General features: G+C 60.5%; 22 protein-coding genes and 2 pseudogenes. 17 read left to right on the top strand and 7 right to left on the bottom strand.

The genetic code is table 11. The annotated features are described in order from the left end of the window. Positions 1-62: 62 nt before the first annotated feature. The 5 genes from J5278_RS05470 to J5278_RS05490 all read right to left on the bottom strand — a co-directional run bounded on the left by J5278_RS05470 (position 63) and on the right by J5278_RS05490 (position 2,861). Positions 63-677, bottom strand: coding sequence for a hypothetical protein (locus J5278_RS05470; RefSeq protein ID WP_209184850.1), 615 nt, complete (start codon positions 675-677; stop codon positions 63-65). A gap of 123 nt (positions 678-800) precedes the next feature. Beyond that, positions 801-926 carry a type B 50S ribosomal protein L36 gene (gene ykgO / locus J5278_RS05475; RefSeq protein WP_037069952.1) on the bottom strand — a complete coding sequence of 42 codons (126 nt, stop codon included), beginning with the start codon at positions 924-926 and terminating at the stop codon, positions 801-803. A gap of 170 nt (positions 927-1,096) precedes the next feature. Beyond that, positions 1,097-2,152, bottom strand: coding sequence for a 5-(carboxyamino)imidazole ribonucleotide synthase (locus J5278_RS05480; RefSeq protein ID WP_209184849.1), 1,056 nt, complete (start codon positions 2,150-2,152; stop codon positions 1,097-1,099). Next, the gene (purE, locus tag J5278_RS05485) at positions 2,149-2,643 is read right to left on the bottom strand and encodes a 5-(carboxyamino)imidazole ribonucleotide mutase (RefSeq protein WP_142830644.1); all 495 of its coding nucleotides are present in this window, start codon (positions 2,641-2,643) and stop codon (positions 2,149-2,151) included. The genes J5278_RS05480 and purE overlap by 4 nt, the downstream gene beginning before the upstream one ends. Positions 2,644-2,657: 14 nt before the next feature. Then, positions 2,658-2,861 carry a YdcH family protein gene (locus J5278_RS05490; protein WP_111222365.1) on the bottom strand — a complete coding sequence of 68 codons (204 nt, stop codon included), beginning with the start codon at positions 2,859-2,861 and terminating at the stop codon, positions 2,658-2,660. A gap of 232 nt (positions 2,862-3,093) precedes the next feature. Between J5278_RS05490 and J5278_RS05495 the strand changes: the two genes are divergently transcribed. From J5278_RS05495 to J5278_RS05505, 3 genes are all read left to right on the top strand, one after another. Continuing rightward, positions 3,094-3,267 (top strand): YdcH family protein, encoded by a 174-nt coding sequence (locus J5278_RS05495; protein WP_142830648.1) that lies wholly within the window; start codon positions 3,094-3,096, stop codon positions 3,265-3,267. A 339-nt stretch (positions 3,268-3,606) separates the two neighbouring features. Further along, a complete protein-coding gene (locus tag J5278_RS05500) occupies positions 3,607-4,260 on the top strand; it encodes a thiamine phosphate synthase (protein WP_209184848.1) in 654 nt (217 codons plus the stop codon). Positions 4,261-4,269: 9 nt separating this feature from the next. Continuing rightward, entirely contained in the window at positions 4,270-5,415 is a 1,146-nt protein-coding gene (locus tag J5278_RS05505) for an SEL1-like repeat protein (protein WP_247749174.1), read from the top strand. 75 nt (positions 5,416-5,490) lie between these two features. On the opposite strand, the gene J5278_RS05510 is transcribed toward J5278_RS05505, so the two are convergent. After that, positions 5,491-7,233 carry a chemotaxis protein gene (locus tag J5278_RS05510; RefSeq protein WP_209184847.1) on the bottom strand — a complete coding sequence of 581 codons (1,743 nt, stop codon included), beginning with the start codon at positions 7,231-7,233 and terminating at the stop codon, positions 5,491-5,493. A gap of 351 nt (positions 7,234-7,584) precedes the next feature. On the opposite strand from J5278_RS05510, the gene J5278_RS05515 reads away from it, so the two are divergent. From J5278_RS05515 to J5278_RS05575, 14 genes and pseudogenes are all read left to right on the top strand, one after another. After that, on the top strand, positions 7,585-7,914 hold the full coding sequence (locus J5278_RS05515; RefSeq protein ID WP_257623389.1) for a hypothetical protein: 330 nt from the start codon (positions 7,585-7,587) through the stop codon (positions 7,912-7,914). Then, positions 7,911-8,279 (top strand): response regulator, encoded by a 369-nt coding sequence (locus J5278_RS05520; protein WP_111222370.1) that lies wholly within the window; start codon positions 7,911-7,913, stop codon positions 8,277-8,279. The genes J5278_RS05515 and J5278_RS05520 overlap by 4 nt, the downstream gene beginning before the upstream one ends. Then, a complete protein-coding gene (locus tag J5278_RS05525; protein WP_209184845.1) occupies positions 8,276-10,294 on the top strand; it encodes a chemotaxis protein CheA in 2,019 nt (672 codons plus the stop codon). The genes J5278_RS05520 and J5278_RS05525 overlap by 4 nt, the downstream gene beginning before the upstream one ends. Then, positions 10,291-10,788 (top strand): chemotaxis protein CheW, encoded by a 498-nt coding sequence (locus J5278_RS05530; RefSeq protein WP_142830656.1) that lies wholly within the window; start codon positions 10,291-10,293, stop codon positions 10,786-10,788. The genes J5278_RS05525 and J5278_RS05530 overlap by 4 nt, the downstream gene beginning before the upstream one ends. Positions 10,789-10,826: 38 nt before the next feature. Further along, positions 10,827-12,521 carry a methyl-accepting chemotaxis protein gene (locus J5278_RS05535; RefSeq protein WP_209184844.1) on the top strand — a complete coding sequence of 565 codons (1,695 nt, stop codon included), beginning with the start codon at positions 10,827-10,829 and terminating at the stop codon, positions 12,519-12,521. A 327-nt stretch (positions 12,522-12,848) separates the two neighbouring features. After that, positions 12,849-13,499: pseudogene (locus J5278_RS31585) on the top strand (methyl-accepting chemotaxis protein); the annotation flags it as partial. 198 nt (positions 13,500-13,697) lie between these two features. Continuing rightward, positions 13,698-14,732 (top strand): annotated as a pseudogene (locus J5278_RS31590) (methyl-accepting chemotaxis protein); the annotation flags it as partial. A gap of 207 nt (positions 14,733-14,939) precedes the next feature. Further along, positions 14,940-16,751 (top strand): methyl-accepting chemotaxis protein, encoded by a 1,812-nt coding sequence (locus J5278_RS05545; RefSeq protein WP_209184842.1) that lies wholly within the window; start codon positions 14,940-14,942, stop codon positions 16,749-16,751. A gap of 2 nt (positions 16,752-16,753) precedes the next feature. Next, the gene (locus J5278_RS05550) at positions 16,754-17,242 is read left to right on the top strand and encodes a chemotaxis protein CheW (RefSeq protein ID WP_142830663.1); all 489 of its coding nucleotides are present in this window, start codon (positions 16,754-16,756) and stop codon (positions 17,240-17,242) included. Between the two features lie 11 nt (positions 17,243-17,253). Next, entirely contained in the window at positions 17,254-18,108 is an 855-nt protein-coding gene (locus J5278_RS05555) for a protein-glutamate O-methyltransferase CheR (RefSeq protein ID WP_209184841.1), read from the top strand. Positions 18,109-18,123: 15 nt separating this feature from the next. After that, complete coding sequence (locus tag J5278_RS05560; protein WP_209184840.1) at positions 18,124-19,218, top strand: chemotaxis response regulator protein-glutamate methylesterase; 1,095 nt, start codon at positions 18,124-18,126, stop codon at positions 19,216-19,218. A gap of 261 nt (positions 19,219-19,479) precedes the next feature. Further along, on the top strand, positions 19,480-20,280 hold the full coding sequence (locus J5278_RS05565; protein WP_111222379.1) for an inositol monophosphatase family protein: 801 nt from the start codon (positions 19,480-19,482) through the stop codon (positions 20,278-20,280). A 135-nt stretch (positions 20,281-20,415) separates the two neighbouring features. Next, positions 20,416-21,456, top strand: a complete 1,041-nt coding sequence (locus tag J5278_RS05570) for a MotA/TolQ/ExbB proton channel family protein (RefSeq protein WP_209184839.1) — start codon at positions 20,416-20,418, stop codon at positions 21,454-21,456. A gap of 2 nt (positions 21,457-21,458) precedes the next feature. After that, positions 21,459-22,490 (top strand): peptidoglycan -binding protein, encoded by a 1,032-nt coding sequence (locus tag J5278_RS05575; RefSeq protein WP_142830672.1) that lies wholly within the window; start codon positions 21,459-21,461, stop codon positions 22,488-22,490. Positions 22,491-22,584: 94 nt separating this feature from the next. Here the strand turns inward: J5278_RS05575 and J5278_RS05580 are convergent, their stop codons facing one another. Continuing rightward, entirely contained in the window at positions 22,585-22,773 is a 189-nt protein-coding gene (locus tag J5278_RS05580; RefSeq protein WP_142830673.1) for a YegP family protein, read from the bottom strand. Between the last annotated feature and the right edge of the window lie 120 nt (positions 22,774-22,893).

Genomic DNA, 22,893 nt, shown 5'->3' on the forward strand with positions numbered 1-22,893 from the left:
CCGGAACGCGGTCGCCGAGCCTCGTGATTCTATACGGTCGAGCGCGGCATCCGGTTGCACAGTCAGGTACGGCTGCCCGCAAGTTTTTCGCTGAGTTGGTCGGCCTGTTGCTGGGCCGCGCGGTTTGCGGGATAGATAGCAAGGAACCGCTGCCAGATTTCCAGCGTCTGCTGGTCCTTGCCATTTTCGGTGAGAATCGCTGCCATGCCGGCGAGCGCGCCGAAATGGCGTGGCTCCAGCCGCAGGACCTGTTCGATATCAGCCATGGATTTGTTGTAGTCGCCAAGCGCGTAGTTCAGCGTCGCGCGCTGGTTCCAGCCTTCGACATAGCGTGGCTTCAGGGCGATGACCTGATCGAGAAAATCGAAAGCGGCGGCGTTGCGCTTTTCGGCAATGGCCTTGGCCGCCCACTGCATCAGCAAATCGACGGTGGCACTGCCGGATTGCAACCATTCCACTTTGATCTGGTTGGCAATGCCTGCGGCCTGATCCGGATCGTGCTGGCGTCTAAGTGCCGTGAAGAGATCGTCGAGGCGCTGTTTCGGAGAGACGCTCTCGGTTTGCTGCTCTACGATCCGCGCGTCATCGGCGACTGCCATCTGCGGGGCAGAAGCAGCAAGCAAGACCGGCAGCAGCAGGGTGGGGAGCAACAGGGCACGAACAAACATGGCGGGCATGTTAGCCCGCCACCGCAGAAGATCAAAACAAATTCGATTGAACGTCATGCCGTCAGAAACCTGGTCGTCGATGTGCCCGCACACGCGGCGCGGGACGACCGACAACCAAACGGCATCCGCAAATCAGCCCTGACGAGCCTTGAAGCGCGGGTTCAGCTTGTTGATGATGTAAACGCGGCCCTTGCGACGAACGAGGCGGTTGTCGCGGTGACGAGCCTTGAGCGACTTGAGCGAATTCTTGATCTTCATTTTTTCGATCCGCGAGGTTTTAGGGGGAATGTCACATTCGCCCGTATCTTTAAACAATCAAAAGCGCGCTCTTGGCGCGCTCTTTTAGGGTGGGGAGCAGATACCGTGTCGCTTTCGCCCTGTCAACCGACTATCCGGGCTTTTTCCCGATGCTGCAGGTCATGCACAGACTAAAGAAGTGTCGTGACATGCCCCATCTTGCGGCCGGGCCGGGCTTCGGTCTTGCCGTAGAGATGCACGAGCGTGTTGTCGCGCGCCAGCCAGTCCGGAACAGCGAGGATGTCGTCGCCGATCAGGTTCTGCATGACGCAATCGGCGTGGCGGACCGGATTGCCGAGCGGCAGGCCGGCAACAGCGCGGATGTGCTGCTCGAACTGCGAGACGACACAGGCAGCTTCCGTCCAGTGACCGGAATTGTGCACGCGTGGCGCCATTTCATTGGCAATCAATTGCCCATCGGCCAACACGAAGAACTCGATGCCGATGACGCCGACGTAATCGAGCGCCGTGAGAATCGTTTTGGCAGCAGCAGCGGCGGTCGACGCGGTTTCCGGCGAGAGCCGGGCTGGCAGCGTCGAGGTGTGCAGAATGCCGTCGCGGTGAACATTTTCGGCCGGATCGTAGCTTTCGATCGTGCCTTCCGGGTTGCGGGCCGCGATCACGGAGATCTCTCGCTCGAACGCTACGAAGCTTTCGAGAATCAGGGGGACGTTTCCGAGCGCGGCATAGCCGCCTTCCGGACTGTCATTGAGCGAGCGATAGACACGCTGCCCCTTGCCGTCGTAGCCGAGCCGGCGCGTCTTCAGCACGCCCTGTCCGCCGAAATCGGCAAGTGCCGCCTCGAGGTCGGCCTGGCTGTCGACGGCATGGAAGCGCGCTGTGGCGACGCCGCACCCGTTGAGGAACTGCTTTTCCGTCAGGCGGTCCTGCGCCATGGCCAGTGCCTTCGGCGGCGGATAGACGGGCACGCTCAGGGATAGAGATTGTGCGGCAAAGACGGGCACGTTTTCAAATTCGTAGGTCACGACATCCGATGCTGCTGCAAGTTCCGCCAGCGCTGCGGGATCGTCATAGGCGGCGACGATCTGGCGGCTGGCGACCTGGGCTGCCGGACAATCGGCCTGCGGCTCGAGGATGATGGTGCGGAAGTTCAGTCGGGCTGCGGCCATGGCGAGCATGCGGCCAAGCTGGCCGCCGCCGATGATGCCGATCGTCTGTGTCGTCATAGGTCATCCATCGGGTATTCAGCGACTGCAGCACTCTGGGCCGCCCGCCATGCATCCAGCCGGTCGGCGATATCCTCGTCATTGAGCGCCAGCACGGCGGCGGCGAGCAGAGCTGCATTTATGGCGCCGGCCCGGCCGATGGCAAGCGTGCCGACTGGAATGCCGGCCGGCATCTGGACGATGGAGAGAAGGCTGTCCTGGCCTGACATGGCTTTCGACTGGACTGGCACGCCGAACACCGGCAGCGATGTCATCGATGCAGCCATGCCGGGGAGGTGGGCTGCGCCGCCGGCGCCGGCGATGATAATCTTGAAGCCTTCGTCGCGCGCGCCCTTTGCAAAGCGTACCAGCCGATCGGGCGTGCGGTGTGCCGAGATAATGCGGGCGTCATATGTGATATCAAGGGCTTCCAAGGTATCGGCCGCATTCTTCATGGTTTCCCAGTCGGACTGACTGCCCATGATAATGGCGACAGGCGGTCTTTCGGTCATGGCGACGCGTCCCCTCAAGCGGTAATGTCCGGAATGATCTGGTCTTCGAGCTTGGTCAGCTTGTCCTTGATGACCAGCTTCTTCTTTTTCATGCGCTGAACACGGAGTTGATCGCAGCCGGTTTCGATCATCGCATTGATAGCGACGTCGAAATCCTCATGTTCCTGGCGCAGGCGCGCCATGATGAGTCTCACGTCGGCTTGATCCTGATCGGGCATGGTGTTCGTCCCCAGTCGTCGTCACGCGGAACCCTTTGGATCCAGCGGTTTAATTTCGCAAGCTCCTATCACCAAATAACGGTAACGGGAAGTTATCCGTGATCATGAATTTGCCCTGTTCAAGTCACTTTTTGGCCTTCGACATTGAAGAATTAGTATGTCACACTATTGTCGTTAAAGCCTAGAACTCCAGCGATGGATGGCTGGGGAAGGCAAGCAGAAGGAAGGTCAAATGACAGTTCAGGCTCATCTTGAATCGCTCCAGAAAAAGCATGTCGCCCTCGAAGAGAAATTGCACTCCGCGATGACCTCCCCCTCAGTGGATGACCGTGAAATCGCGGACATCAAGCGAATGAAGCTGAAAATCAAGGACCAGATCCAGCGTATTGCCACATCGGTACACTGATGCCGTAGCCGCGTTGCGGCCGGATCGGGCAGTCTGCTCCGTCGCGTCTGAAATGCGGACTTTGCACTGAATTGACGAAATTTTGCGCCAACTTCCTTTAACGCAGGGGTTGGCGCAACTGTTTGTGTGAGGTAGCTGAAAGCTTCCGTGCCTTGCGGCCAGCGGTACGGACAGAGCGGCGGGCACGGCGCTTATTGCAGCTCCGCTCGCGTTCCCGGGCAATAGGGGCCTTGCGGTTTTCCGCGACGCTCCCCTTGTCAGCAGGTCCCAACGGATTTACTCACAGACCGGAATGCCGGACTTCGTGTTCCGGCCGGATGCGCCGAATAGGAAGCCTGCATGATCTTGCCCCCAAGCCGCTGCCGTCTGGTTCTCATCGTGCCCGAGATGACCGACATCGCAGAACAGCATGCACTCGTGGCAAAGGCGCTGGAGGGCGGCGACGTCGCCTCTGTCATCATTCCGCAATACGGGCTTAACGAATTCGATTTCCAGAAATCGGCGGAAAAGCTGGTTCCGATCGTTCAGGCCGCCGGTGCCGCAGCCCTCATTGCCGGCGACAGCCGCGTCGCGGCGCGCGCCAAGGCGGATGGGCTGCATATCGCTGCCGATATTGCCGAGTTCACCGAGGCGATGGAAAAGCAGACGGCAAGCTTCATGGTCGGCGGCGGAACGGCCAAGGATCGGCATACCGCGCTGGAAATCGGTGAACTGAGGCCGGACTATATCTTCTTCGGCAAGTTCGACGGCGACTTCAAGCCCGAGGCACATCCGAAAAACGTCGATCTCGGCGAATGGTGGGCATCGATGATCGAGATCCCCTGCATCGTCATGGGCGGCACCGACCCGAACTCCGCGCTCGATGTGGCGCTCGCCGGCGTGGAGTTCGTGGCGTTGAGATCCGCTGTGTTTGCCGATGCAGCACAGGCATCGTCTGTTGTTTCTGCCGTGAATGCCTTGCTGGACGAAAAAGCGCCACGGTTTGAAGATTGATAGCAGTTCATGTCGATCTCGCACCGCTATCATCCGCCCTTGCTGTTTCTGGCGCTCCTCACCGGGTTTGCTGTTCTTCCCCCTATGGCAAGAGCGCAGTCTGCTGCGGACGGGGTCTCGAATTCCCCTAATGTCGGGGCTTTTCCGACCGAGCACATTTTACCCTCGAACGAGCCGAAGCCACAGCCTTTCAAGAAAGGCGGCGAGGCAGCACCTGTGCCTGCCGATCCCAAGGCAACCAAGCCTTCGGGTGGCATCGGCGTCCTCGATCGCATGGGCGTAGGCCTGCCGGCGCTTCCGCCGGAAAAGCCTTATACGGGCGTGGTCGACGAGGCCTATGGTGCCTTTCAGCGTGGCTACTATCTCACGGCATTCCAGAAAGCCCTGCCGCGCGCCCAACTCGGCGATCCGGCGGCACAGACGCTGATCGCCGAATTGCTGTCGCAGGGACTGGGCGTCCGGCGCGACAGCAAGAACGCCGCCTTCTGGTATGGCAAGGCAGCGGAAGGCGGAAATCCTACGGCGATGTTCAAATTTGCCCTGGCGCAGATGGAAGGCCGCGATGTCCCGCGTGACCGCAAGTCGGCCGATCAGTGGATGAAAAAAGCAGCCGATGCCGGCGAGCCGACGGCGCAGTTTAACTGGGCACAGAGTCTGACTGCCGACAACGCTGGTATCAAGGGCCTCGAGCTGGCATTGCCCTATTACGAAAAGTCTGCCGCCCAGGGCATCGCGGATGCACAATACGCCGTTTCGCAACTCTATATGTCGCTTGAAAGCGTACCGCCGGAGAAGAAGGCACAGGCGCGCATGTGGCTGGCGCGGGCGGCGAATGCCGGCTTCGACACGGCGCAGCTGGACATGGGGGTCTGGCTGATCAACGGCGTCGGTGGCAAGACCGAGCTCGAAGAAGGTTTCAAGTGGATGAAGGTCGCGGCCTATCGCGGCAACGTGGTGGCGCAGAACAAGCTGGCTCACCTCTATATCAACGGGCTCGGAACGCCCCAGGATGCGGTCGAGGCTGCCAAATGGTACGTCATTTCGCGCCGCGCCGGACTGAAGGATCCCGAACTCGAGGATTTCTATCTCGGGATCGAGGACGACCAGCAGAAGGCCGCGATCAACGCGGCCAACAAATTCCGCAGCGCGCGCTGAGTTCGCCCAAAGCGTTCACACTGGGTGAGACGCGCGTTCGATACCCCACGTCGTCATTTTATAGCCGGCCTTGCCCTAGAAAAGCGCGTCTTCGAACAGGTCCTCGTCGTTCGTGGCGGACGCTGTTTCAACGACATGCAGGATGGCGCCGCTCTGGGCCGGGACGATGTCGTGGTGGACATTGCGTTCCTGCGCCATGGTGTAGACCTTCAGGATCCGGGCTGCGACCGGCCCCAGGCTGTCGGCAAGGTCGCTGACGTCGGGCTGCTGCGGGCCTGCCAGATCGCTCAGTGTATCGGCGCAGGTGGCGAGGATCTCTCCGAGGTCGTTCTGGAAGTCGAGCTTGCTGAGCGACAGGCTGATCTTGGTAGCGACTTCGCGCCCGTGCTCGGACAGGATAGCCAGTTCCTTCTCCATGACGTCGGCGCCGGCGCGGATATTGCCGACAGCGCCGCCAAGCCGTTCGTCGAGGCGGCGGGCGTTGGCCTCATGGGTCGAGGCGACGCCATTGCCGGCAGTCTCCAGATCGCAAAGGCCTGTCACGAGGGAGTCTGCTGAATCGTCGAGCTTGGCTGCGAAGATGCGCAGTTCGGCGGTGATGACGTTGATCGAACGGCCTTCTTCGCCCATGCGGCTGCAGCGCAGGTTGGTATTCAGCGCCATATAGTGGATGTCGGTCTTGACCGCGCGGATGTTGGCGATGCTTTTCAAAAGGTTGGATGTGGTGTCGAGGGTGGACTGGCTGATCCGGTTTGTCTGCGTGCGCGCCGTTTCCACCTGCTTGACGATGCCAAGGGCGGTGGAGACGCTGTCTTCCAGCGTGCGCATGAAATTGCCGCCGGTTTCCTCGCCGCTGCCCTTCATGTCATCGCGCAGTTTCAGGATTTCCTGGGTATCGTGGCTGAAGCTGGTGATCGTCTGGACGACATTGCGGGATTCTCGCTGGAAGTCTTCGACCATGTCGCGCATTTGCGCCGCCGTCAGGTGGTGAATGAGGTTTTCGAGGCGGTAGCGTGCATCGTTGTCGAGTGCGCGGCCTTCCTCGGTTTCAAGGAATTCCTCGAGAAAGGTGAAGGCGCTCTGTACGTGTTCGATACGCTGGCGGGTGATGTCGCCGATCTGTAGCGCAGACAGGGTGGAGGCGACCTTGCCCTGGACCCCGCGGGCGATAGCGCCGACCTGGCCGGCAATCGCTGCAAGATCCTTGCGGTGGCTGGCGATGGTTTTTACGTCCTTCTCAAGAGCATCGACGACTTTCGGAATGGTGTGGCCATAGTCCTTGGTCGTTGTTGCCCCAACATTCATCGCAACCTTGAGGTCTCGCTCCAGCGTGGTCAGCTGGTCGGCGAAACTGTTGACCTCGTTGGTGCCGGACTGGATCCGCTCGAGTATCTCCTGCGCGAAGCCGCCGAATTCGGCAATGCCGGCGCCGGTAATCTTCACGGTAATCGCAAAAGTGCGCAGGTAGCGCATGGTTTCCTGCATATCCATGACATGGGTGCTCAGCACGGCGCCGGCCGCTGACAGGACCGCAAAATTCTCCTGGCGCCTGGCTTCGAGGTCGGGCAGGTCGACCAGCGTCGTCACGGTCTGCAGCAGATCCGCCGCCGTGTCGCTCGTGCCATCGCTGTCCAGTGATTTCGTCAGACGATCGAGGGATGCAAGCAGCTCGTTGATGACCTCCATCACCGAAACCAGCACTGCGCCGCCGTCCAGGAAGCGCTTCTCGACCTGATTGCGGGCCGACTCCAATGTGTCGCGGACGTCGGCGACCGGCATCTGTAAAGGGCGATGCGCCAGAGCTGTTCCACTTGTCATTGTTCTTCCTTTACTTGAATCTCGTCTTCTGTGGCTCAATACTAGACTCAAGGATGGAAAGTTCCGGTAAATTGCGGTGACTCGCAGACGTTGTATCGGCATCGATCTCGAAGCATCGTTAACAATCACTCATCAGTTATACTAAGCTTTATTGCAATATCCCATAAGTAACGGAAATTGTTCAATTTTACTGAAATGCTTAAACTAAATCCCAATTTATTTCAGGTAATAAATCGCACCATGGGGACTCGCTGTAATTGTGCTTCGGTGCAACCCGGGTTTACTGCCTGTTAAGGCTGTCATGAGATTCCTCTATCAGAGGTTATGCATCTGTCCACTCAGGAGGCAATTTTGACAGCGGATCGTAAGTATAAGGACGTTGTGCAGCTTCCGAATTCTTTGGTTATAAAGAATATCGCGGAAGTGCATGGAATTATTCATATGCGCCTGACGGAAAGTCCGGAAATTACGCTTGAGATCCCTGGGGATGCCGAGGCTGATCTTAGCTTTGTCCAACTGGTTGAATCCGCCCGCATGGATGCCCGCGCCGCTGGCAAGACGATGCGGCTGGCGGCTCCTGCGACAGGGTCGGTGCTGAAGGTATTGAAGCGCGGTGGTTTCACCGGCGCCCAGTCGGCGGAAGACGCGCAATTCTGGTTACATCAAGAGGTACGAGTATGACTGCGAACATTTTAACGGTCGACGATTCCGCCAGCATTCGAATGACGACAAAGATCTCCCTTTCCAATGCCGGCTATACCGTGACCGAGGCGGTGGATGGTTCGGACGGACTGGCCAAGGCCAAGGGCGGCGCATTCGATCTCATCATTACCGATCTCAACATGCCTGTCATGGACGGCCTGACGATGATCGAGGAGTTGCGCAAGCTGCCCGAGCACATGGGCGTGCCGATCATCTTCCTGACGACGGAATCGGATGCCGACCTGAAGGCCCGCGCCAAGGCTGCCGGTGCCACCGGCTGGCTGACGAAGCCTTTCGATCCTGAAAACCTGATCAAGATAACCCGTAAGGTACTCGGCCGATGAACACGCTCGATCCGGTTGCCGTCTTCCGCATTGAAGCTGCCGAGGTTTTCGAACAGATCGAAAGCGGCCTCCTCGACCTTACCCACAGGCTCGACGACAAGGCGCAGATCGACGCGGTGTTCCGCGGACTGCATACGCTGAAGGGCTCCGGGTCGATGTTCGGCTTCGACGCGCTGGCCGCGTTTACCCATCATTGCGAAACCGCCTTCGACCGTGTCCGCAAGGGCGAAGTGCCGGCAACTGCCGAACTGGTTGCCGCCGTGCTGGCGGCGCAGGATCACATGCGGGCCCTGGTCGAGACGCCGAACGGCGATCACCAGGCCGCCGGCGATCGCCTGCTGGAACTGCTGCGCGCTGCCGTCGATGGCAAATCCGCAGAGCCGGTCGCGGCTGCTGCAAAGGAACCATTGAACCGTTGGCGAATCCGCTTCAGCCTGCCGCACAATGCGATGATCAACGGCACCAACCCGCTCGGTCTGCTCGATGAATTGCGCGATCTCGGCGAATGCCGGATCGTTGCCGATACCGCCGGAATTCCGCCGCTCGACGTGCTGGTGCCGACGGAACTGCACCTCTCCTGGGAGGTGCTTCTGACCTCCGACCAGCCGCGCTCCGCCATCGACGACGTGTTCATTTTCGTCATGGACGACATGCAGCTCGAGGTCGAGACGCTGAGCGAGACGCCAGCGCCGGCCCCGGCTCCGGTCGTCGCGGTTGTCGAACAGCCTGCCGTGGTGGTGTCGTTGCCTGTCGCTACACCAGCACCGGCCGCTGCCGAGCTCGTTCCCGCCAAGCCTGAGACGCTATCGCCGGCTCCGACCGATGCCCGGCAGGCCAAGGCATCCGAAAGTGTGCGCGTTCCGGCCGAACGGCTCGACGAGCTGATGGATCGGGTCGGCGAACTCGTCATCGCCCAGTCACGCCTGCGCCAACTGGCCAATTCCAGTTCCGATCTCGCACTGCGCTCCGTATCGGAAGAAATCGAACGGTTGTCCGGCGAGTTGCGCGACACGATGATGGTACTGCGCATGGTGCCGGTCGCAACGTTGTTCAGCCGCTTCCGCCGCCTGACGCATGATCTCGCCCGCGAGACCGGCAAGGTCATCGAGCTGATCACGGAAGGCGAAACCACGGAAGTCGACAAGACGGTCATCGAACGCCTCGCCGATCCGCTGGTGCATCTGGTGCGCAATTCGATCGACCACGGCCTCGAGCCGCCGGCCGAGCGCCTGTCCGCCGGCAAATCCGAGGGCGGCACAGTCACGCTGTCGGCGCGGCAATCGGGTGGCGAGGTTATCATCTCGATCAAGGATGACGGCCGTGGCATCAATCGCCAGCGAGTCCGTGCCAAGGCTGAAAGCTCGGGGCTTATCCAGCCGGGCCAGGTGCTGTCCGACAGCGACCTGCTGCAGCTTATTTTCGCGCCGGGATTTTCCACTGCGGCGCAGATCACCAATCTTTCCGGCCGTGGCGTCGGGATGGATGTAGTCAAGAAGACAGTCGAGGCATTGCGCGGCGCCATCGACGTTACCAGCCATGACGGGCAGGGCTCGGAAGTGTCCTTGCGCATCCCGCTGACGCTGGCGATCATCGACGGCCTGCTCGTGCGGGTCGGCACCGGTCGCTATGTCATTCCGCTTTCGGCGGTCGAGGAATGCCTCGAACTGTCGCTGGAGGAGGATCTGCGCTCGCGCGGTCGCAGCTTCATCTCGCTGCGAGACAGCCTCGTGCCTTTCCTCAGGTTGCGCGAGCTGTTCCGCACCGGCACCAAGCCGGATGTGCATCAGAAGGTGGTGGTCATCTCGACCGGCACGGAACGGGTTGGTCTCGTCGTCGACCAGATCATCGGCGACCACCAGACGGTCATCAAGTCGATGTCCAAGCTGCATCAGGATGTCTCGACATTCTCCGGTGCCACCATTCTCGGCGACGGCAATGTCGCGCTTATTCTCGACGTCGTCCACCTGGTCGCCGCCGGTCAGCAACAGGAGGCGCAGTTGCGTGCAGCAGGATGAACCAGTCCCTTCAGAACGATAATCACTGGAACGACACTGACGAACTCGAGGTGCTGACGTTTGATCTGAACGGCGAGACATTTGCGCTCGAGGCGGCAATGGTTCAGGAAATCCTCGATCTCTTGCCGGAAACTGCGGTGCCGGGAAGCCAGCCTTTCGTTGCCAGCGTCATCAACTTTCGCGGCAAAGTCATTCCGCTCGCCGATCTGCGCCTTGCCTTCGGCATGGAAGCGGCAGCAGCGACCATCGACAGCCGCATCGTCGTCATCTCCCTGACGATCCAGGACGAACCGACACTGGTCGGTTTGCGAACGGACAAGGTGAATGAAGTCACCACGCTGGCGAAAGCCTCCAGCGAAGCGCCTCCGAGCGTCGGCATGCGCTGGCGGCCGGACTACATCAGCTGCCTCGTCAAGCGAGGCGGCGAATTCATCATCCTTCCAAACCTGCAGGCCATTTTCGCGACGCGACGGGATCACGCGCTGGCTGCCTGACCAAGGCAGCCATGAGACGAAATATAGGGGACAATATTATGCGATTCACGATCAAGGCCAAACTGGTGGGGGCCTTCGCCTTTATCATACTCATGCTGATCGGCACCTCCGGTTACGCCATCATGAGCCTAAGCAATTTCAACGACACCATCAGCGACGTCCTCGAGGGACCGGCCGCACGGCTTGAGCTGACACAGCAGATCAATATCGATCAGCTGCAGATCATCCGTCAGCAGAAGAACCTGCTGGCAGCGCGTACAGCAGAAGACAGCAAGGCGGCGATTGCTGCCGGTGATGTAGCCCGCAAGGCCCTGACAGACGATTTTGCGTCGCTCAACAAGATCCTGTCGCCGGATAGCCGCGCAGCGTGGGGCGAAACCGAGAAGATGGCGCAAATGTTCGTCCGCGCCGACGACCAGATCCGCGACCTGCTGAATGCCGGCGACAAGGAAGGCGCCTATGCCGTTTCTGTCGGCGAAGCTCGCAAGACCGCCAACTCCATCGGAGCCAGCCTCAACGACAAGCTCGAGGACGAAAAGGTCAAGATGAAGTTTGCGGACGACGATGCGGACGTTCAGTATGCCCATATCCGTATGATGATGCTGGCAGTCGCCGGCGCGGCGCTGCTGATTGCTGCCATCACCGCCTACTGGATCGCCAGCACGATCGGCAAGGGTCTTGCCCGTGCCAACGCCGTGGTCCGCGATGTTGCAGAAGGCGACCTCACAAAGACCGCTGAAATCACCAACCGCGACGAAATCGGCGAGATGCTCGGAAACGTCAACGTCATGATCGAACGCCTGCGCGGCGTGGTCGGCGATGCGCTGTCCGCTTCCGACAACGTCTCGTCCGGTAGCCAGGAACTCTCGGCCAGCTCCGAGCAGGTATCGCAGGGTGCCACCGAACAGGCTGCCTCCGCCGAAGAGGCTTCGGCTTCGATGGAAGAAATGGCTTCCAATATCAAGCAGAACGCCGACAACGCCGCCCAGACGGAAAAGATCGCCCGTCAGTCGGCCAAGGATGCGGAAGCCTCTGGCGAAGCCGTTACCCGCGCCGTCAGCGCCATGCGGACTATTGCCGAGAAGATTGGCATCGTCCAGGAAATCGCCCGCCAGACCGACCTTCTGGCTCTGAATGCAGCCGTCGAAGCGGCCCGTGCCGGTGAACATGGCAAGGGCTTTGCAGTCGTCGCCTCGGAAGTCCGCAAGCTTGCCGAACGCAGCCAGTCGGCTGCCGCTGAAATCGGCGCGATGTCGAGCGATACCGTCAAGGCAGCGGCCGAAGCCGGTGAAATGCTCGGTCGCCTGGTGCCGGATATCCGCAAGACTGCCGAGCTGGTCTCGGAAATCAGCGCGGCCTGCCGCGAGCAGGATATCGGCGCTTCGCAGATCAACGAAGCGATCCAGCAGCTCGACAAGGTGACCCAGCAGAATGCCGGCGCCTCGGAACAGATGTCTGCGACGTCAGAAGAACTTGCGGCCCAGGCCGAAGAGCTGCAGGCATCCATCGCCTTCTTCAAGGTCGACAGCATCGCTCACAAGCCTGCCGCCAAGAAGATCGCCGTACGGGCGTTCGCCAAGGCGCCAATGGCTGCAGCAAATGCCCGCCGGCCTGCTGTCGCCAACAAGCCGAACAGCGTTGCCGCCCAGCAGGCCCGTGCCAAGGGTTTCGCACTCGACCTGTCGATGGGCGGACCGGATGCACACGACGACGATTTTCGCGAAAGCGCTTGATCGGACCGAATGTTACCGGCGGCCACTAAGGCCGCCGGCGCACTGACCCAACGTATTTATGCGCTCGTTTTTATTCAGGAAATTACCTTGTCCTGAAATGTCTTAGCCAACGGATGTGGCCGTTGGATGCGCGAAGGGCCGAGAGCCGTTCGACGCGAGAGTAGATGTCAAGCTCTTACCTCCGATCTAAAATTGGCGATCCTGAGTGGCTTTTGGTCACAGGACTTGTCCCGATCAATGCCACCCGCTTGGAGTCTCCTCATGCGTTTCACGATCAAGTTAAAGCTGAGCCTCGTATTCGGTTTCATCGTCCTGCTCACCTGCGCGATGGCCGGCCTATCGATTTACAATCTGTCTTCGCTCAACGGCGATATCTCCGAAATGGTGGCCGGCCCCGTCGTCAACCTGCGGGAATCGGGTGAACTCTCGGATGCGGTCATGCGTTCTATCCGGTCGGAAAAAGATGCCATCATCAACACAGATCCGACGAAGATTGGCGGCTACATCGACGAAATCGCGCAGCAACGCGATCAGATCAAGTCGCTGGTGCAACGTCTTTCCGCCTCGCCGGATCCGGATATCCGCAACGGCATGACCCAGTTCACCGATCTTTATGGCAAATGGGTGCAGTTGCAGGATCGTGTCACCGGGCTTGCCAAGCAGAATACTACGGAATCCAACAGCCAGGCCGGGTCCATCTCCATGGGCGAGGGCCAGCAGATCACGGTGCAGCTTCTGCAGGTGCTGGCGAAGCTCAGCGACACGGTCACGGGCAACGTGACTGAAACAGATACAGCGACGAACGAACAGTATGCCAGCTCGCGCAATCTGCTCGTGGCGATGACCGCCGGATTGATCGTCATCGCGTTGGCTTCGGCGCTCTGGATACTGCTCAACATCTCCCGTGGCCTGAAGCGCGCGGTGAACCTTGCCGATGCCGTCAGCCTTGGCGATCTCAACCAGGAGATCCAGCACAAGAGCAATGACGAAATCCGCGATCTCGTCGATTCGATGAGCCGGATGGCTGTCAACCTGCGCGGCACGGCGGCTATGGCCAGCAAGATCGCCGAGGGTGACCTGTCGGTCATGGCGCAGCCGTTGTCCGACAAGGACGTGCTGGGCTTTGCCATGCAGAGCATGATCACCAACCTGCGGACGACGTCTGATGTCGCCGGCCAGATTGCGGAAGGCGACCTGACTGTTTCGCCAAAGCCGCTGTCGGAGAGAGATACGCTCGGTATCGCGCTGCAGCAGATGGTGGAACGCCTGCGCGGCGTCGTTGCCGACGCGATCTCTGCAGCAGACAACGTGTCTGCCGGTAGCCAGGAACTGTCCGCCAGCTCCGAGCAGGTCTCCCAGGGCGCAACCGAACAGGCAGCCTCTGCCGAGGAAGCCTCGGCTGCAATGGAAGAGATGGCCTCCAACATCAAGCAGAACGCCGACAACGCCGCCCAAACGGAAAAGATCGCCCGCCAGTCGGCCAAGGATGCGGAAGCCTCCGGCGAAGCGGTAACACGCGCTGTCAGCGCCATGCGGACCATTGCCGAGAAGATCGGCATCGTCCAGGAAATCGCCCGCCAGACCGATTTGCTGGCCCTGAATGCAGCCGTCGAAGCCGCCCGTGCCGGCGAACATGGCAAGGGCTTTGCAGTCGTTGCCTCCGAAGTCCGCAAGCTTGCCGAACGCAGCCAGTCGGCTGCCGCCGAAATCGGCTCGATGTCGAGCGATACGGTGAAGGCAGCTGCCGAAGCCGGTGAGATGCTCGGTCGCCTGGTGCCGGATATCCGCAAGACCGCCGAGCTGATCTCGGAAATCAGTGCCGCCTGCCGCGAGCAGGATATCGGTGCCTCGCAGATCAACGAAGCGATCCAGCAGCTCGACAAGGTGACCCAGCAGAACGCCGGTGCCTCGGAGCAGATGTCGGCAACGTCGGAAGAACTGGCTGCCCAGGCCGAAGAGCTGCAGACGTCGATCGCCTTCTTCAAGGTCGAGACGTCTAACTCGAGGGCTTCGGCCTCGAAGAAGACACCGGTGAGGGCTTCGACGAAGGTCGTCTCCGCCCCCACCCAGGCACGAAAGTCCATCGCACCGTCCTACGGCAAGTCCTCGCAGAGCATTGCCGCGCAGCAGGCTCGTGCCAAGGGTTTTGCACTGGATATGTCCATGGGCGGACCTGACGCAGAAGACGACGACTTCCGCGAAAGCGCCTGAGCCGAGAGGCTAACCCGATACGGGGTCCACGCGGCCCCGAAAGTGCCTGAGCCAACGGATGTGGCCGTTGGATGCGTGAAAGGCTTCGAGCCGTTCGACGCGGGAGTAGATGTCAAGCTCTTCACTTAATCAACAACTTCCGGCGTGCCTTGGTGGCCGCCGGTCATAGGCTTGTCCCGAACAACACCACCCGCTTGGAGCCTTCTCATGCGTTTCACGATCAAATTAAAGCTGAGCCTAGTGTTCGGTTTCATCGTCCTCCTCACCTGCGCCATGGCCGGGTTGTCGATCTACAACCTGTCCTCGCTCAACAACGACATTTCTGAAATGGTTGCAGGCCCCGTTGCCAACCTGCGCGATTCCGGAGAGCTTTCGGATGCCGTCCTGCGCTCTATCCGCTCGGAAAAGGACGCCATCATCAACACCGATCCATCCAAGATCAATGGTTATGTCGACGAGGTCACGCAGCAGCGCGAACTGGTCAAAACTCTGGTGCAACGTCTTTCCACATCGCCTGACCCTGATGTCCGCAACGGCATAACCCAGTTTGCTGATCTCTATGGCAAATGGCTACCGTTGCAGGATCGCGTCATCGTCCTCGCAAAGGAAAATACCACCGAATCCAACAGCCAGGCTGGCACCATCTCGATGGGCGAAGGCCAGCAGATCACCGTCCAGCTTCTGCAGGTCCTGTCGAAGCTGAGCAGCACCGTCACCGGCAACGTCGCCGAAACGGATTCGGCCACCAACGACCAGTATGCCACCTCGCGCAATCTTCTGGTCTCGATGACCATTGGACTGATCATCGTGGCGTCCATTTCCGCGCTCTGGATATTGCTCAATATCTCGCGCGGCCTGAAGCGCGCGGTAAGCCTTGCCGATGCAGTCAGCATTGGCGATCTCGATCAGGAGATCGAACACAAAAGCAACGACGAAATCCGCGATCTGGTGACCTCTATGAGCCGGATGACGGCGAACCTTCGCAACACAGCGACGATCGCATCGCAGATCTCGGACGGCGACCTTACGGTTGCGCCGAAGCCGCTGTCGGACAAGGATACGCTCGGCATGGCACTGGAGCAGATGGTCGACCGCCTTCGTGGGGTCGTTGCCGATGCCCTGTCCGCTTCCGATAACGTTTCCTCCGGTAGCCAGGAACTCTCGGCCAGCTCCGAGCAGGTTTCCCAGGGCGCAACCGAACAGGCAGCCTCTGCCGAAGAAGCCTCGGCTGCGATGGAAGAGATGGCCTCGAACATCAAGCAGAACGCCGACAATGCCGCGCAGACGGAAAAGATCGCCCGCCAGTCGGCCAAGGATGCGGAAGCGTCCGGCGAAGCCGTCACCCGCGCCGTCAGCGCCATGCGGACCATCGCCGAGAAGATCGGCATCGTCCAGGAAATCGCTCGCCAGACCGATTTGCTGGCCCTGAACGCAGCCGTCGAAGCGGCCCGTGCCGGCGAACATGGCAAGGGCTTTGCAGTCGTCGCCTCGGAAGTCCGCAAGCTTGCCGAACGCAGCCAGTCGGCTGCCGCCGAAATCGGCTCGATGTCCAGCGATACGGTGAAGGCAGCCGCTGAAGCCGGCGACATGCTGAGCCGCCTGGTTCCGGATATCCGCAAGACCGCCGAGCTGATCTCGGAAATCAGTGCCGCCTGCCGCGAGCAGGATATCGGTGCCTCGCAGATCAACGAAGCGATCCAGCAGCTCGACAAGGTGACCCAGCAGAATGCCGGTGCCTCCGAGCAGATGTCGGCAACGTCGGAAGAACTCGCGGCCCAGGCCGAAGAACTGCAGACGTCGATCGCCTTCTTCAAGGTCGACCAGGGTTCGAAGAAAACTACCCGTGCCCCTGCCGTGCGGACCACCGCCCGGACACCGGTCACTTCCGCCCGCAAGTCTCCGGGCTCGAAGGCAAGCAATACGGTCGCAGGCCAGCAGGCACGGCTGAAGGGCTACGCACTCGATCTCTCCATGGGCGGCCCGGACGATGGCGACATGGACTTCAAGGAAAGCGCATAATCATGGCCACAGCACCTCTCGAATCGCAATTCGTCACCTTCAGCCTCGGCGAGGAAGTCTTCGCCGTGCCGGTCGAAGTGGTTCGCGAAATTCTCGATTATGCCGAGGCTTTCAAGATCCCCAACGGTCCGGATTACCTTCTCGGCCTGCGCGATGTGCGCGGGCAGGGGGTACCCACCATCGATCTCAGGCTGAAGCTCGGTCTGTCGAAGACCATCCCGACACCGCATACCCGCGTGCTGGTTCTCGACATTCCAATCGGTCCGAAAACCCTGACGCTTGGCCTCGTTGCAGACAGGGTTTTCGAGGTAACGCCGTTCTTGCGTGACCAGATCGAAGCGGCTCCGGATATCGGCATTCGCTGGCGTTCCGACTACATCGCCGGCGTCGTCCGCCGCGAGAACGGTTTCGTCGTCATCGTCGACCTGGCGCAATTGCTGTCGCGCGAGGACACCGCGATGCTTTCCCCGCGCACCGGCCAAGCAGCGTGAGCGGGCAGCGGATGAGAGTGGCCCAACAGGAAAGCCAGGCTTTCGGCGATCATATCAGCAAGCGTAATTTCGAAAAGCTTGCCCAGTTCATCTACGAGTATAGCGGCATCAAGATGCCGACAACGAAACTGACGATGCTCGAGGGCCGCCTGCGCCGGCGCCTTCGGGCAACGGGGATCACTTCCTTCGACGACTATTGCGATTTCCTGTTCAACGGCGAGGGGCTGGAAACCGAGACGGTGCACCTGATCGATGCCGTCACCACCAACAAGACCGACTTCTTTCGCGAGCCGAAGCACTTCGAATACATGGAAGCCGTGGCCTTGCCCGATCTCGTCAAACGCGGGGAACGGCGGCTGCGGGCGTGGAGTTCTGCCTGCTCGACAGGCGCCGAGCCATACACGATGGCGATGGTGCTGTCAGAGTTTGCCGAACGCGTCCCCGGGGTCGACTATTCGGTGCTTGCGACAGATTTGAGCACCGACGTGCTGGAGGCGGCCCGTATCGGGATTTACGCCGACAGCCTCGTCGAGCCGGTGCCGGCCGATCTTCGCCGGAAATATGTGATGAGCTCGAAGCAGCAGCAACGGCGGGAGGTGCGCATCGCGCCGCGTTTGCGGTCGCATGTCGGTTTTGGCCGGATGAACCTGATGGACAAGTCCTACGGTGTCGGTGGTCCCATGCACATTATCTTCTGCCGCAACGTTCTCATCTATTTCGACAAACCCACCCAGGCAGATGTCATCGGCCGCCTCTGCGACTGCCTGCTTCCGGGCGGCTATCTGTTTATCGGCCACTCGGAATCGCTTGCCGGCATCGACCTGCCCTTGAAGCAGGTGTCAAACACGGTCTTTCAGCGCCTCTAAATGCATGGAAAAGGTATGCCAAAGAAAATTCGAGTTCTGATTATCGATGACTCCGCCAGTGTCCGGCAGACCTTGACCGCGATCCTGTCCGACGATCCTGAAATCGAAGTCATGGGAGTGGCTGCCGACCCGTTTGCGGCGGCACGCAAGATCCAGGAGGAAATCCCGGATGTCATCACCCTCGATGTCGAGATGCCGCGGATGGACGGCATTACCTTTTTGCGCAAGCTGATGCTGCAGCGGCCGATCCCGGTCGTCATGTGCTCGTCGCTGACGGAGGCGGGCTCGGAGACCTTGCTGCAGGCGCTTGAAGCGGGCGCCGTCGATATCATCCTCAAGCCCCGGATCGGCGCTGCAGACTATCTGGCCGACGAAGCGATGCGGATCCGCGAGGTCGTCAAGGCCGCGTCGCATGCTCGAATTCCGGGCAGCAAGCGGGCGGCCGAGGGAATTGCTGCACGGGCTGGCGCTCCCGCAGCAAAGCTGACGGCCGACGTCATGCTGCCACCGCCAACCGGCAGGGCGATGGCAAAGACCACGGAAATGGTGGTTTGCGTTGGAGCTTCGACGGGCGGGACGGAGGCGCTGCGTGCGCTGCTCGAGGCACTGCCTGCGAACGCGCCGGGCATGGTCATCGTCCAGCACATGCCGGAGAAATTCACTGCAGCCTTCGCAAAGCGGCTGAATGGCCTCTGCGAGGTCGAGGTCAAGGAAGCTGTCGACGGCGATCCTGTCCTGCGGGGCCACGTGCTGATTGCGCCCGGCGACCGGCACATGCTTCTGGAACGCCATGGTGCCCGATACTCGGTGTCTGTAAAGCCGGGGCCGCTTGTCTCCCGCCACCGGCCTTCGGTCGACGTGCTGTTTCGGTCGGCCGCACGGGCTGCCGGCTCGAATGCCATGGGGATCATCATGACCGGCATGGGCGACGACGGTGCGCGCGGCATGCTTGAGATGAAGCAGGCCGGCGCCTATACGGTTGCCCAGGACGAGGCGAGTTGCGTGGTTTTCGGCATGCCGAAGGAAGCCATCGCCCATGGTGGCGTTGACCGTATCCTGCCGCTTGACCAGCTGGCCCGCGAAATCCTGATTGCGCAGCAGAAGTTCTAGGGGCAGAGACCGTGGTTGGCGCCTCGCGCTGCTTCCCGCGTCGGCGACATCCGCATTTGGCAATCGCCTCTAGCGGCGGGATCCGGGCTCGTTAAATTAACGATCCTTGAGCGGCGCAACGCAGCTATGCGGCTGTGCCCTTGAAATGCGCACGATTTTGTGGTCTTGAGGCCGCCAATCTTTATCGCGCCGCCGATCCCGCTCCGCCGGGACCCTGATCCGGGTCCGGATGGCGTCTTTCGTGTTTCAAGGAATTGCCATATGGCTCGCTCTGCTCTTCTCAATGTCATGGTCCAGGCCGCCCTCAAGGCTGGCAAGTCCCTGAGCCGCGATTTCGGCGAGGTGCAGAACCTGCAGGTCTCTGTCAAGGGCCCCGGCGATTTCGTCTCGCAGGCGGATTTCAAGGCTGAAAAAATCATCCGCGAAGAGCTGATGAAGGCGCGGCCTACCTACGGCTTCCTCGGTGAGGAAAGCCAGGAAATCATCGGCACCGACGGTGCCCATCGCTGGATCGTCGATCCGCTCGATGGCACGACGAACTTCCTGCACGGCATTCCGCTGTTTGCGGTTTCGATCGGCCTGGAACGCAACGGCGAGATCGTCGCCGGCGTCATCTTCAATCCGGCGACGGATGAACTCTACACCTCCGAGCGTGGCGGCGGTGCCTTCCTCAACGATCGTCGCCTGCGTGTTGCCGGCCGCCGTGTGCTGTCGGATTGCGTCATCACCTGCGGCGTACCGCATCTGGGTCGCGGCAGTCACGGCAAGTTCCTCGTCGAGTTGCGCCATGTCATGGGTGAAGTCTCCGGTGTTCGCCGTCTGGGCTCTGCGGCGCTCGATCTGGCCTATGTGGCAGCCGGTCGCTTCGACGGCATGTGGGAAACCGGGCTGAACGCCTGGGATATCGCTGCCGGCGTGCTCCTGATCCGCGAAGCCGGCGGCTTCCTTTCCGATTTCGACGGCGGCACCGAGATGCTTGCCAAAGGCTCGATCATCTGCGGCAACGAGTACATCCAGAAGGCGCTGTCGGAAGTCGTCAAACGGCCGATCCCGACCCGTTAAGCCAAGAAAACACGCAGCTTAGGACGGTCGGATAGCCTACCGCAACGCACATGTTTTGTGGGGCGATACTCTTCAATTCGGCGCAATGATGCTCTAGTCTTCGCAGGCGGAAAATCTGCGGTGGCTGAGGTATTCATGAAAAATGTGAAATTATCGGATCTTGGGTCGACTGACGATCCGATGCAGAGCCGCGCGTACAGGCTATCGAGCCCGATGGCCTTCTTCTGGACGATGATCCTTTTTCTCATCATCGTCGGCTTCATTGCCGCCATCCTGTTCCGCCAGGGGCAGGAAGCCTTCATGCACAATCCGGGCCTGAACGGCCTGATCCTCGGCGTTCTCGTCGTCGGCATCATCCTTGTTTTCAACCATGTGCTTTCCCTCAGACCGGAAGTCCGCTGGTTCAATTCGTTCCGCGTCGTCGGCGATGCCGACAAGGTCGACCTCAACCCGAAACTGCTGGCACCGATGCGGGCGCTTCTCGGCAGCCGCAAGTCGATGTCGCTTTCGACTGCAACGTTGCGCTCCATCCTCGATTCGATTGCCTCGCGGCTCGATGAATCCCGGGATATTTCGCGCTATCTGATCGGCCTGCTGGTGTTCCTCGGCCTTCTCGGTACCTTCTGGGGCCTGATCGGCACAATCGGATCGATCAATAAGGTCATCCAGTCGCTCGATGTGGCCGAGGGTGGCGACATCCTGGGCACGCTGAAGGAAAGTCTCGCCGCGCCGCTGGTCGGCATGGGTACGGCGTTTTCGTCTTCGCTGCTCGGTCTTTCCGGGTCGCTGATCCTCGGTTTCCTCGACCTGCAGGCCGGGCGGGCGCAGAGCCGTTTCTACACGGAACTGGAAAACTGGCTGTCATCGGTCACCGATGTAGGTTCCGACATGTCGTCCGTGACCGACGCTACCAATGGAGCCTCTGCGGATGATGTCCGCGCCTTGTCTGAACAGATGCGCCAGATCGCTGAAGAAGGCGGCAGCGGCCAGCGATCGGTCGCGGCCATGGCTAACCTTGCCGATGGCATCCAGGGATTGGTCAAGAACATGCGCAACGAGCAGCAGATGCTGCGGGACTGGATCGAAGCGCAGCAGGAAGAGGCGAAGTCGATGCGCCGGACGCTGGACCGGCTGTCGGATCGTATCGGTAGCATTGAGAAGACCGGGAGCAAGTAGCCATGGCGCTCTCGCGCAACCGCCGGACCCAGCGAACCATCGACTATTGGCCCGGCTTCGTCGACGCGCTGTCGACGCTGCTGATGGCGATCATGTTCCTGCTGACGGTATTCGTCATCGGCCAGTTCATCCTCAGCCGCCAGCTCAGCGGTCGCGACGAGGTACTTGCCCGGCTGAACGGCCAGATCAACGAGCTGACGCAACTGCTGGCGCTGGAAAAGAGCGGCAAGCAGGATCTCGAGGATTCCGTTGCGAACCTGCAGGCGTCGCTGGCCTCGGCGCAAAGCGAGAAGTCCCGGCTGCAGACGTTGCTGGCTGCCGGATCCGGCAGCACTGAGGCCTCGCAGGCGAGGATTGGCAGCCTGACGCAGCAGCTCGACGACCAGAAGCAGGCGAGCAGCCGAGCGCTCAGCCAGGTCGACCTGCTGAACCAGCAGATTGCCGCGCTGCGCAACCAGATCGCGGCGGTCGAGGCTGCCCTGCAGGCATCGGAAGCCAAGGACGATTCCTCGCAGGTGAAGATTGCCGATCTCGGTCGGCGGCTGAATGTCGCTCTCGCCCAGAAGGTTCAGGAGCTCAACCGCTACCGTTCGGACTTTTTCGGGCGCCTGCGCGAAATCCTGTCCGACCGCGACAATATCCGCATTGTCGGCGACCGCTTCGTCTTCCAGTCGGAAGTCCTGTTTCCGTCAGGCGGGGCAGATCTCAACCCGCAGGGCTTGACCGAAATGACCAAGCTCGCAAAGGCACTGATCGACGTTGCCAAGGAAATCCCGCCGGAGATCAACTGGGTGCTGCGTGTCGACGGTCATACCGACAATGTGCCGCTGTCCGGGACCGGCAAGTATGCCGACAACTGGGCCCTGTCGTCAGCGCGCGCCATCGCGGTCGTCAAATATCTGATCTCGCAAGGTGTTCCTGCGGACCGGCTGGTAGCGGCAGGTTTTGGCGAATTCCAGCCGATTGCGCCGGGGGATACGCCGGAGGCTCGCGCCACCAACCGGCGCATCGAGCTCAAGTTGACCGAGAAGTAATCGGCGCGATCTGGTTCCCTGACCGACACACATGATCAAGCAAAGCCGGCGCGCGGGCGCCGGCTTTGCTGTTCCGGGAAGGCTACCGTCAGCCTCAGACAGTGGCGCTCGTCTGGTCGTCGATGTCGGCGCCGGGTGTGTTCTTCTTGATCGATTCGATAGCATGCATGGCCGAGGCCTTTGCCTTGTAGCCTTCCGACGAGAACATCGTTTCGCCGTTCGATGCCTTGAACCGGAAACGAAATTCGCCGGCTTTGTCCTTGTAGACTTCAAATTTGTACATGATGCTCGTCTCCCTGTCTGGACGTTCGTCTTTCGGCTGCTTGCAGCGCCTAGCAATGCCGCCTGAAAGATGCAGGTCTGTCAAGATGGAGCGGGCGGCAAAATGCAAGCCACGAAGCGA

Origin of the sequence: Rhizobium sp. B21/90, from assembly GCF_019355815.1 — a bacterium.
GTDB classification, from domain to species: Bacteria; Pseudomonadota; Alphaproteobacteria; order Rhizobiales; family Rhizobiaceae; genus Rhizobium; species Rhizobium rhododendri.

What these genes read in the sequence shown, in the direction of transcription:
- J5278_RS05470 (WP_209184850.1), bottom strand. Translation starts at nt 677, where the DNA reads ATGCCCGCCATGTTTGTTCGTGCCCTGTTGCTCCCCACCCTGCTGCTG.
- ykgO (WP_037069952.1), bottom strand. Translation starts at nt 926, where the DNA reads ATGAAGATCAAGAATTCGCTCAAGTCGCTCAAGGCTCGTCACCGCGAC.
- J5278_RS05480 (WP_209184849.1), bottom strand. Translation starts at nt 2,152, where the DNA reads ATGACGACACAGACGATCGGCATCATCGGCGGCGGCCAGCTTGGCCGC.
- purE (WP_142830644.1), bottom strand. Translation starts at nt 2,643, where the DNA reads ATGACCGAAAGACCGCCTGTCGCCATTATCATGGGCAGTCAGTCCGAC.
- J5278_RS05490 (WP_111222365.1), bottom strand. Translation starts at nt 2,861, where the DNA reads ATGCCCGATCAGGATCAAGCCGACGTGAGACTCATCATGGCGCGCCTG.
- J5278_RS05495 (WP_142830648.1), top strand. Translation starts at nt 3,094, where the DNA reads ATGACAGTTCAGGCTCATCTTGAATCGCTCCAGAAAAAGCATGTCGCC.
- J5278_RS05500 (WP_209184848.1), top strand. Translation starts at nt 3,607, where the DNA reads ATGATCTTGCCCCCAAGCCGCTGCCGTCTGGTTCTCATCGTGCCCGAG.
- J5278_RS05505 (WP_247749174.1), top strand. Translation starts at nt 4,270, where the DNA reads ATGTCGATCTCGCACCGCTATCATCCGCCCTTGCTGTTTCTGGCGCTC.
- J5278_RS05510 (WP_209184847.1), bottom strand. Translation starts at nt 7,233, where the DNA reads ATGACAAGTGGAACAGCTCTGGCGCATCGCCCTTTACAGATGCCGGTC.
- J5278_RS05520 (WP_111222370.1), top strand. Translation starts at nt 7,911, where the DNA reads ATGACTGCGAACATTTTAACGGTCGACGATTCCGCCAGCATTCGAATG.
- J5278_RS05525 (WP_209184845.1), top strand. Translation starts at nt 8,276, where the DNA reads ATGAACACGCTCGATCCGGTTGCCGTCTTCCGCATTGAAGCTGCCGAG.
- J5278_RS05530 (WP_142830656.1), top strand. Translation starts at nt 10,291, where the DNA reads ATGAACCAGTCCCTTCAGAACGATAATCACTGGAACGACACTGACGAA.
- J5278_RS05535 (WP_209184844.1), top strand. Translation starts at nt 10,827, where the DNA reads ATGCGATTCACGATCAAGGCCAAACTGGTGGGGGCCTTCGCCTTTATC.
- J5278_RS05545 (WP_209184842.1), top strand. Translation starts at nt 14,940, where the DNA reads ATGCGTTTCACGATCAAATTAAAGCTGAGCCTAGTGTTCGGTTTCATC.
- J5278_RS05550 (WP_142830663.1), top strand. Translation starts at nt 16,754, where the DNA reads ATGGCCACAGCACCTCTCGAATCGCAATTCGTCACCTTCAGCCTCGGC.
- J5278_RS05555 (WP_209184841.1), top strand. Translation starts at nt 17,254, where the DNA reads ATGAGAGTGGCCCAACAGGAAAGCCAGGCTTTCGGCGATCATATCAGC.
- J5278_RS05560 (WP_209184840.1), top strand. Translation starts at nt 18,124, where the DNA reads ATGCCAAAGAAAATTCGAGTTCTGATTATCGATGACTCCGCCAGTGTC.
- J5278_RS05565 (WP_111222379.1), top strand. Translation starts at nt 19,480, where the DNA reads ATGGCTCGCTCTGCTCTTCTCAATGTCATGGTCCAGGCCGCCCTCAAG.
- J5278_RS05570 (WP_209184839.1), top strand. Translation starts at nt 20,416, where the DNA reads ATGAAAAATGTGAAATTATCGGATCTTGGGTCGACTGACGATCCGATG.
- J5278_RS05575 (WP_142830672.1), top strand. Translation starts at nt 21,459, where the DNA reads ATGGCGCTCTCGCGCAACCGCCGGACCCAGCGAACCATCGACTATTGG.
- J5278_RS05580 (WP_142830673.1), bottom strand. Translation starts at nt 22,773, where the DNA reads ATGTACAAATTTGAAGTCTACAAGGACAAAGCCGGCGAATTTCGTTTC.